Annotated in this window: 11 protein-coding genes; 8 read left to right on the top strand and 3 right to left on the bottom strand. The window is 64.0% G+C overall.

Annotation, left to right across the window (positions count from 1 at the left end):
- Positions 1 to 77: 77 nt before the first annotated feature.
- Positions 78 to 476, bottom strand: a complete 399-nt coding sequence (locus tag E4Q23_RS16360) for an HNH endonuclease (RefSeq protein ID WP_169067625.1) — start codon at positions 474 to 476, stop codon at positions 78 to 80.
- 87 nt (positions 477 to 563) lie between these two features.
- Between E4Q23_RS16360 and E4Q23_RS16355 the strand changes: the two genes are divergently transcribed.
- From E4Q23_RS16355 to E4Q23_RS16320, 8 genes are all read left to right on the top strand, one after another.
- A complete protein-coding gene (locus E4Q23_RS16355; RefSeq protein ID WP_169067624.1) occupies positions 564 to 1085 on the top strand; it encodes a DUF3489 domain-containing protein in 522 nt (173 codons plus the stop codon).
- Between the two features lie 117 nt (positions 1086 to 1202).
- A complete protein-coding gene (locus tag E4Q23_RS16350) occupies positions 1203 to 1394 on the top strand; it encodes a hypothetical protein (protein WP_169067623.1) in 192 nt (63 codons plus the stop codon).
- A gap of 157 nt (positions 1395 to 1551) precedes the next feature.
- Positions 1552 to 2541 carry a DUF932 domain-containing protein gene (locus E4Q23_RS16345; RefSeq protein WP_169067622.1) on the top strand — a complete coding sequence of 330 codons (990 nt, stop codon included), beginning with the start codon at positions 1552 to 1554 and terminating at the stop codon, positions 2539 to 2541.
- A 258-nt stretch (positions 2542 to 2799) separates the two neighbouring features.
- Positions 2800 to 3072, top strand: coding sequence for a hypothetical protein (locus tag E4Q23_RS16340; protein ID WP_169067621.1), 273 nt, complete (start codon positions 2800 to 2802; stop codon positions 3070 to 3072).
- Positions 3073 to 3121: 49 nt separating this feature from the next.
- On the top strand, positions 3122 to 3349 hold the full coding sequence (locus E4Q23_RS16335; RefSeq protein ID WP_169067620.1) for a hypothetical protein: 228 nt from the start codon (positions 3122 to 3124) through the stop codon (positions 3347 to 3349).
- 114 nt (positions 3350 to 3463) lie between these two features.
- On the top strand, positions 3464 to 3841 hold the full coding sequence (locus E4Q23_RS16330) for a hypothetical protein (RefSeq protein WP_169067619.1): 378 nt from the start codon (positions 3464 to 3466) through the stop codon (positions 3839 to 3841).
- 85 nt (positions 3842 to 3926) lie between these two features.
- Positions 3927 to 4259 (top strand): hypothetical protein, encoded by a 333-nt coding sequence (locus E4Q23_RS16325; RefSeq protein ID WP_169067618.1) that lies wholly within the window; start codon positions 3927 to 3929, stop codon positions 4257 to 4259.
- Between the two features lie 91 nt (positions 4260 to 4350).
- On the top strand, positions 4351 to 4542 hold the full coding sequence (locus E4Q23_RS16320; RefSeq protein ID WP_169067617.1) for a hypothetical protein: 192 nt from the start codon (positions 4351 to 4353) through the stop codon (positions 4540 to 4542).
- Here the strand turns inward: E4Q23_RS16320 and E4Q23_RS16315 are convergent.
- Both E4Q23_RS16315 and E4Q23_RS16310 read right to left on the bottom strand, forming a co-directional pair.
- Positions 4526 to 5788 (bottom strand): DNA modification methylase, encoded by a 1263-nt coding sequence (locus tag E4Q23_RS16315; RefSeq protein ID WP_169067616.1) that lies wholly within the window; start codon positions 5786 to 5788, stop codon positions 4526 to 4528. The genes E4Q23_RS16320 and E4Q23_RS16315 overlap by 17 nt on opposite strands.
- Positions 5775 to 7181: a DNA modification methylase gene (locus tag E4Q23_RS16310; protein ID WP_336511715.1), complete on the bottom strand. Its 1407-nt coding sequence runs from the start codon at positions 7179 to 7181 to the stop codon at positions 5775 to 5777. Before E4Q23_RS16310 ends, E4Q23_RS16315 begins: the two co-directional genes overlap by 14 nt.
- Positions 7182 to 7384: the final 203 nt, after the last annotated feature.

Raw genomic sequence — 7384 nt, 5'->3', positions numbered from 1 at the left:
GATGAGCGAATGATCTGGCCTTGCTTCGTGCGTGCGCAGCCGGACATCGAGTGGCCATCGACCGACGCTGACACCGCTCAGCAGTCTCGGTCCGCTTGGCGACGCCGGTTCGGGTTGCCAAAGCCGCCGTCGTGCCTCGCCGTGACTCTGGCGTGGCAGCGACTGCAGAGCGACTGCAGATTCGATCGGTCGTTATTGTGGCTATCGCCATCGATGTGATCGACGACGCTGGCGGCGCACAAGACACCGAGCCGCAGGCACTCCTGACATAGCGGTGCCTCACGCAGAAGCCGAGCGCGCAGGCCTCGCCACGCGGCGCTGTTTGTGGGCAGGGCACGTTTCTCTTGTCGCTGCCTCTTCCCCGTATTGCTGTCCCACTGCCGGTGATCGGCACGGTGCGCGTCGCAATAGCCGGGTGTGGTCAGCACCGCACCGCAACCCGGGTGTCGGCAGGGAGTCGGGGCACGCAAGGGCATTCGCGTCTTTCTGGTTGGCAGGACTTGGCTTCGTGATTGAACAGCGCGTTCATGTGCTCGTCATCAACCCCGATCAAGGAGATCGCCATGACCCGCACCGCACTCACCGACACCCAGCGCCTGGTCCTCGAACAGGCTGCCGAGCAACCCGATGGCCGTGTCAATTGGTTCCCCGACAACGTCAAGGGCGGCGCCCGCAAGAAGGTGATCGAGGGCCTCTGCAACAAAGCCCTGATCACCGGCAGCGACGCTGACTGGTTCATCTCGCCGGGTGGCTACGACGCACTGGGGCGCACCCCGCCGGCACTGCCGACCACGCATCCCGACCCGGAGGTGGAAGCCGCCCTGGTGGTCACCGAGGCGCAATGGGTGGCCGAGAAGCAAGCGACGACGGCGAAGCCCCGCACCCGCGCGAACAGCAAGCAGGCGGCGGTGATCGCCCTGCTCAAGCGGCCCGAGGGCGCGACAATTGCGCAAATTTGCGCATCCACCGGCTGGCAGTCGCACACCGTGCGAGGCGCGTTTGCCGGCGCGTTCAAGAAGAAACTCGGGCTGACCATCACCTCGGAGAAACCCCAGGGTGGTGAGCGCATCTACCACATTGGGTAGTCACCGAAGGGGTGGTTGGAAACATCCAGCCGCCCCGAAAAAGATTGAGAAGGCGCTTGGCTTCGGCGCCAGACAGCGCGTTCATACGATCGTCATCAACGCCAGCAGGAGACCACCATGAACACCCTCAGCGCCCAAACCATCCAGCACCTGATGCGCAAGCATCACAAGACGATCCGCGGCATTGCCGAGGAGTGGAATCTCACCATGAAGCGCGTGCGCCAGGTGCGCACCCAAGGCGTCTCCGGCGAGCACTACGTCATGGACTGGCTCGAAATCCTGACCGGCGACCCACGCCACATGGTGTGAGTCGCCACAGCATCACCAGACGCCCGGGCCACCGGGCGTTCTTGCGTTTGGAGCCACGGCGAAGATAAACGACAGAGGACTAAAAAATCGCTTGGCTTGTGTTGGGCACAGCGCGTTCATATGATCGTCATCAACCACACCACGAAGGAGAAACACCATGGCACACCAGATCGACTTCACCACCGGCCAAGCCGCCATCGCCTACGCCACGGACACCGATGTCCCCTGGCACGGGCTCGGGCAAACGGTCGATCCCGAGGCCAGCGTCGAGGTCTGGCAGAAGGCCGCGCAGCTCGAATGGCGCGCCCTCAAGGCCGAGGTCCAGTTCGACAGCACCGTCACGAACCAGCGCGAGTCCTTTGCCGACAAGCACGTGCTGTACCGCAGCGACTGTGGCGCACCCTTGTCGGTCGTCTCGTCCGACTACCAGGTGGTCCAGCCGGCGGACATTCTCAACTTCTTCGGTGCGTTGGCCGAGGCCAAGCAGTTCCGCATCGAGACCGTCGGCGCGCTGATGAATGGCCGGCGCATCTGGGCACTGGGGCGCGTTGGCAAGAACGCCCGCATCCTGGACGACGAAGTCGCCCCCTACCTGCTGCTGGCGACCTCCTACGACGGCACGATGGCGACCGTGGCGCGGTTCACGACGATCCGGGTCGTGTGCAACAACACGCTGCAGGCCTCCCTGCGCAACCGGGATGCGCAGCGTCAGGTGACGATCTCGCACCAGGCGATCTTCGATGCCAAAGCGGTCCGGGCGGACCTGGGCATCGCGCTGGACGCCTGGGACGAGTTCCAGCAGAAGGCCGGGCTGATGGCCGGCCGGAAACTGACCGATCTCGAAACCGATGGCTGGCTGCAGGACTTGTTCCAGCCCTTCATGCCCTACGGGCAGAGTTACACGCCTGAGCAGGTCAGGAAGTCCAAGGGCTACCGCCGCATCGTCGAACTCTTTGCCGGCGAGATGATCGGCGGCCACCAGGACGCGACCGACCAGACCCTGTGGGGTCTGCTCAACGCCACCACCGAGTACATCGACCACGAGAAGGGCCGCCTCCAGGACAACCGGTTGAACGCCGCCTGGTTTGGCTCGGGCGCCCGGTTCAAGGATCACGCGTACCAGCTGGCGGAGAAATTGGTGGCCTAGCCGCCAACCATCTCGCCAGACGCCCGGGCCACCGGGCGTTTTGGCGTCTGGGCGCCGTAACTGGCGCGGTGCACCAAGTAGTCAACCGGCGGCGTCGAAGCGCCACACGGCGCGGCCGTGCAACCCGCAGGGCCAACGCCGAGGAGGTGGCGAGCGTCACGACGCCAGGGGCCAGCCGACGAAGATTGTGATTCCGCTTGGCTTCAGCAGCGAACAGCGCGTTCATACGATCGTCATCAACCACCGCAGGAGCCCGCCATGACCCCGACCCAAACCAGCAACCTGGATACCCTCGGCAACCAACTCGCCACCGCCGCCCTCACCACGCTGATCCGGCTCTGCCCGGAGATCAGGACCGCCAGCCACGAACTGCGCGAGGCGGCACTCGTGGCGATGCGCGCTCGGTCTCGCGAAGTCGTCGACGAATTACTCGACGACACCCAGGCGTGTCCGGGGATGGCCGAGGCGATCTTCGCCAGCGCCGCGTTGACCCTGGCGCAGGCCGGCATCACTGTCCTGCGGGACGTTTAGAACCGATGACCAGCACCCGTCGTCCACTAGTACACCAAAGGAGTCTGTCATGACCACCAGCACCCCACCCTCCGTCGTCGACTTCCATCTCCAGCAACTGCGCCCGCTGTTGGGCGGCACCATCACCAACCTTGCCCGGACCGGCGTCGACGAGTACGGCGACGAATTCTTCGGTCTGGTCATTACCTTGCCCAACGGGCAGAAGCGAACCCTCATCTTCCTCGCCGACGACGAAGGCAACGGCCCGGGAAGTTTCCAACTCGACAGCCAGGGTTGAGGCCATCTCGAACGAGACGTCGGGTCACGCGAATGATCGTCGTGGCGCTTGGCTTCTCAATCAAACAGCGCGTTCATCGGGGTGTCGCCACCAACCACGCCAGGGAGCCACACCATGAGCATTACCATCCGCATCGACCAGCAGCCCGAAACGGAGGTCAACTACTCCAATCGCAATGCGGCCATCGTGCTGGGCGCGCTGGGCATCGACACCTCCGAGGGTTACGGCGAGATCGACTTCGCCGAACTACCGCGCCTGCGTCAACGGGCCATCCGGGCGTTGCATCAGGCCTGGGGTATCCAGACCGTCGCACCGACCGACGAGAGCGGGCCGACCCGCATCGTTGAGATCGACGGCCAGCCGACCATCCAGCGGGGCGTTCGCGTCATCGACCCGGGCATCGACCAGGAGGGTGTCGTCCGGCGCCTCAAGGAAGTCTTTCACCTGCTGGCGGTTGCCCACGAACTGCGGTCTGGCGTGACGTGGTGCTGAATCGGCGTCGCCAAGCAAGGACTCGCCGGCGACACGACGACGCCACACGGCGCGTCTGTGCAAGCCAAGGCGCCATGCGTCCACAATGATTGAGAACGCGCTTGCCTTGTCAATCAAACAGCGCGTTCATACGGGTGTCGCAGCCAACTACCCCGAGGAGCATGCCATGACCGCCAAGACCACCCTCCAGACCAACGTGACCGATACCAACGGTCGCAACCGCGGCATGATGAGCATCCAGATCGAGTTCAGCAAGGCGGCGCCGAGCATCATCATCCACGACGGCAAGACTTTCTGTGCCACCGGCAAAGCGGGCGTCAACACGAAAACAGGCAGCGCGGTGGTCGAAGCAGCAAGCGACGACGACCGGGCGCGCATCTGGATTGCGCGCGATGCAACGTCTATTTGGGAAGACTGAAAGCGTTGCCAAAATGATTGAGAAAGCACTTGGCTTGTGTTCGTGGTAGAGCAATCATGTCTCTGTCATCAACGCAAACGGGAGAAACACCATGGCCACCAACGAGACCCTCCGCAAGCACAGCAACTTCAACAGCGACGACTACGCCTACCTCGCCGCCAAAGGCTGGACCGACGCCGAGATCCTTGAGCGTTGGGACGACGAAGCCAAAAGTGGCAAGGGCCCCTGCTTCTGGACGGGGCCCGCGCGCAGCAAACTGACCGCAGTTACGGGTCGCAAGTGACATCACCAACCACCTCAGCCTGACCGAACATCGCATCAAACTCAACGCCATCCGACTCTCGGGTGGCGTTGTTGCCGGTGTACTCCTGCCAGCGGCGAACGATGGTATCGACGTACTTCGGATCCAGTTCCATCAACCTTGCGAACCGGCCCGACTTCTCGGCGGCGATCAACGTGGTACCGGAGCCGCCGAAGCAATCGAGCACCAAGTCACCCGGCCGACTCGAATTGCGGATCGCCCGCTCGACCAGTTCTACTGGCTTCATCGTCGGATGCAGATCGTTTTTGACCGGCTTCTTGATCTGCCACACGTCGCCCTGGTCACGGTCGCCGCACCAGTGGCGCTTGCCGCCTTCGGGCCAGCCGTAGAGCATCGGCTCGTACTGGCGCTGGTAGTCGGCGCGGCCGAGCGTGAAGGTGTTTTTGGCCCAGATGATGAACGTCGACCAGTGGCCACCGGCGGCGCGGAATGCGGACTGCAGCACGTCGAGTTCACTGGAGGACATGGCGATGTAGACCGCGCCATCGCAACGTGCCAGTGCCGGGGTGAGCGCCGCTTGCAGGAAGGGACCGAAGTCATCGCCCAGGTTGTCGTTGAGGATTGGCCGGTTCTTGCCGCGCAGCTTGTCCTTGGCGCTGTTGGCGTAGTTCACGCCGTACGGCGGGTCTTGCCAGAGCATCGACACATGATCGGTGCCGAGCAGCGTTTGGTAGCTGGCCTCTTGGGTAGCGTCCCCGCACAGCAGCCGGTGCTTGCCGAGCACCCACACGTCGCCCAGTCGCGACACCGGCGTTTCCGGAACGTCCGGCACGGCGTCGTCGTCGGTCTGGCCTTCGGTGCTGCTCTCCTCGCCGGCCATGATCTCCAGCAACTGGTCGGCATCGAAACCGGTCAGTGCCAGATCGAAGTCGTCGAGCTTCAGTTCATCGAGTTCGAGGCGCAGCAGATCATCATCCCATTCGGCCCAGGTGGCCGAGCGGTTGGCCAGCAGACGAAAGGCTTTGATCTGCGTCGGCGTCAGGTCGTCGGCCAGGATCACCGGGACCGTGTCGAGCCCGAGCTTGCGCGCCGCCTTCAGACGCAGGTGGCCGTCGACCAGGCGCCCATCGGACTGGGCGACACAAGGGATCCGAAAACCGAACTCCTGGATCGCGGCGGCCATTTGGTCGACGGCATGATCGTTCTTGCGCGGGTTGCGCGCGTACTCGATCAGGCGGTCGATCGGCCACTGCTCAACGGTCAGCATCGTCGCTCCCCAGGCGCTCGTCGGCGACCTCGTCAAACGTCTGGCCGGTGGCCACGAGCGTCACCGGCACGCCGGCAAAATTCTGCTGGAAGCGCTTGATCGCCACATCGACGTACTCGGGGGCAATCTCGACCGAGCGGGCGATGCGGCCGGTACGCTGTGCCGCGAGCATCGTCGTTCCTGAACCGCAGAAGGGTTCGAACACGAGGTCGCCGGTGTCGGAGTAGGCCTCGAGGATGAACTCCGGCAGGGCGATCGGGAAGACGGCGGGGTGGTCGATGTCCTGCCCGATCTTACCCTTGTGGCGCATCACCCGGATCACCGAGTCGGGGATCCGGTTGTCCTGCGTCGGTTGGCCCGCTGCCGTCCAGCCGCCGACCTCGCCATTCCTGCCGCGCATCGCTGTCGATGATCCGTCGGCGCGCAGGTGCGAGTCCTGGCCAGCGTGCTTGCAGCGAACGATCTTGTTCGGCTTGCGGCTCTGGTGGTTGAAGTGGAAGACGAACTCGAAGCTCGGGGCGAAACGTCCGGCCCAGTCGCCAGGCATCCCGGGCCCCTGGTCCCAGATATACCACGCGAACCGCCGCCAGCCCTGGGTGCGCATCCATGCCAGCCAGTTGTCCCAGTACGGGATCACTTCGCTGTCGCGGTGGATCAGGCCGAGGTTGACCAGCACCTGGCCGTCGTCGGTCATCGGGAGATCTACGAAGACGCCGCGCATCAATCCGTCCCAATCGGTGATGCCGCCGCTGGTGTAGTCGCGCTGGTTGCCGTAGGGCGGTGAGGTGAAGCAGACCCGCGCCCGATCGCCGGCCATCAGCGGCGTGATCACGGCAGAGTCAGCGGCGTCACCGCAGATCAGCCGGTGAGGGCCCAAGGTCCAGACATCGCCGGTGCGAGAGACGGGATTGCTCGGGACATCGGGTACGTCGTCGCCGGCATCGGGCGGGTTGCCATCGCCCGGCTGCTCTGCGTCGGTGTGATCGTCGGCCAGCAAGGCCTCGATCTCGTCGGCGTCGAAACCTGTCAATGACAGATCGAAGTCGGCCAGCTTCAGGTCTTCGAGTTCCAGCGCCAGCATGGCCTGGTCCCACTCCGCCCAGGTGGCAGAGCGGTTGGCCAGGAGGCGGAACGCCTTGATCTGGGCATCCGTCAGTTCGTCGGCCAGGACCACGGGTACCGAGGTCAGACCAAGCCTGCGCGCCGCCTTGAGCCGAAGATGACCGTCAACAATTTCCCCTGTGCTCCTGGCAACCACGGGAATCCGAAACCCGAACTCGGTGATCACCGCCGCCATCTGCGCGACGGCGTGGTCGTTCTTGCGTGGATTTCGGGCGTAGTCAATCAATCGCTCGACCGGCCATTGCTCCAGCGTCAAGTCGGATGGGGCCACGTTTCACCTCTGACAAATGGGAACGGCCCGGACGGATGAGGTCACGGGCCGTAGCGGCGCTGAAAGCAAAAACCCGCCACAGGGGCGGGTTCGATGGTGCGGGTGAAGCCTACCGGAGGAAACTGCGCTGCTAACCGGTCAACAAAGCGAGTTCCGTCTTGCGGCTTGACGCCAGATTGTTCATTTCGTGGGCATATCCAATG

Source organism: Candidatus Accumulibacter phosphatis (genome assembly GCF_012939955.1).
In the GTDB taxonomy this organism is placed as follows: domain Bacteria; phylum Pseudomonadota; class Gammaproteobacteria; order Burkholderiales; family Rhodocyclaceae; genus Accumulibacter; species Accumulibacter delftensis.
Note: the sequence above shows the minus strand (reverse complement) of the source record. Positions and strands in the feature narration are given on the sequence as shown.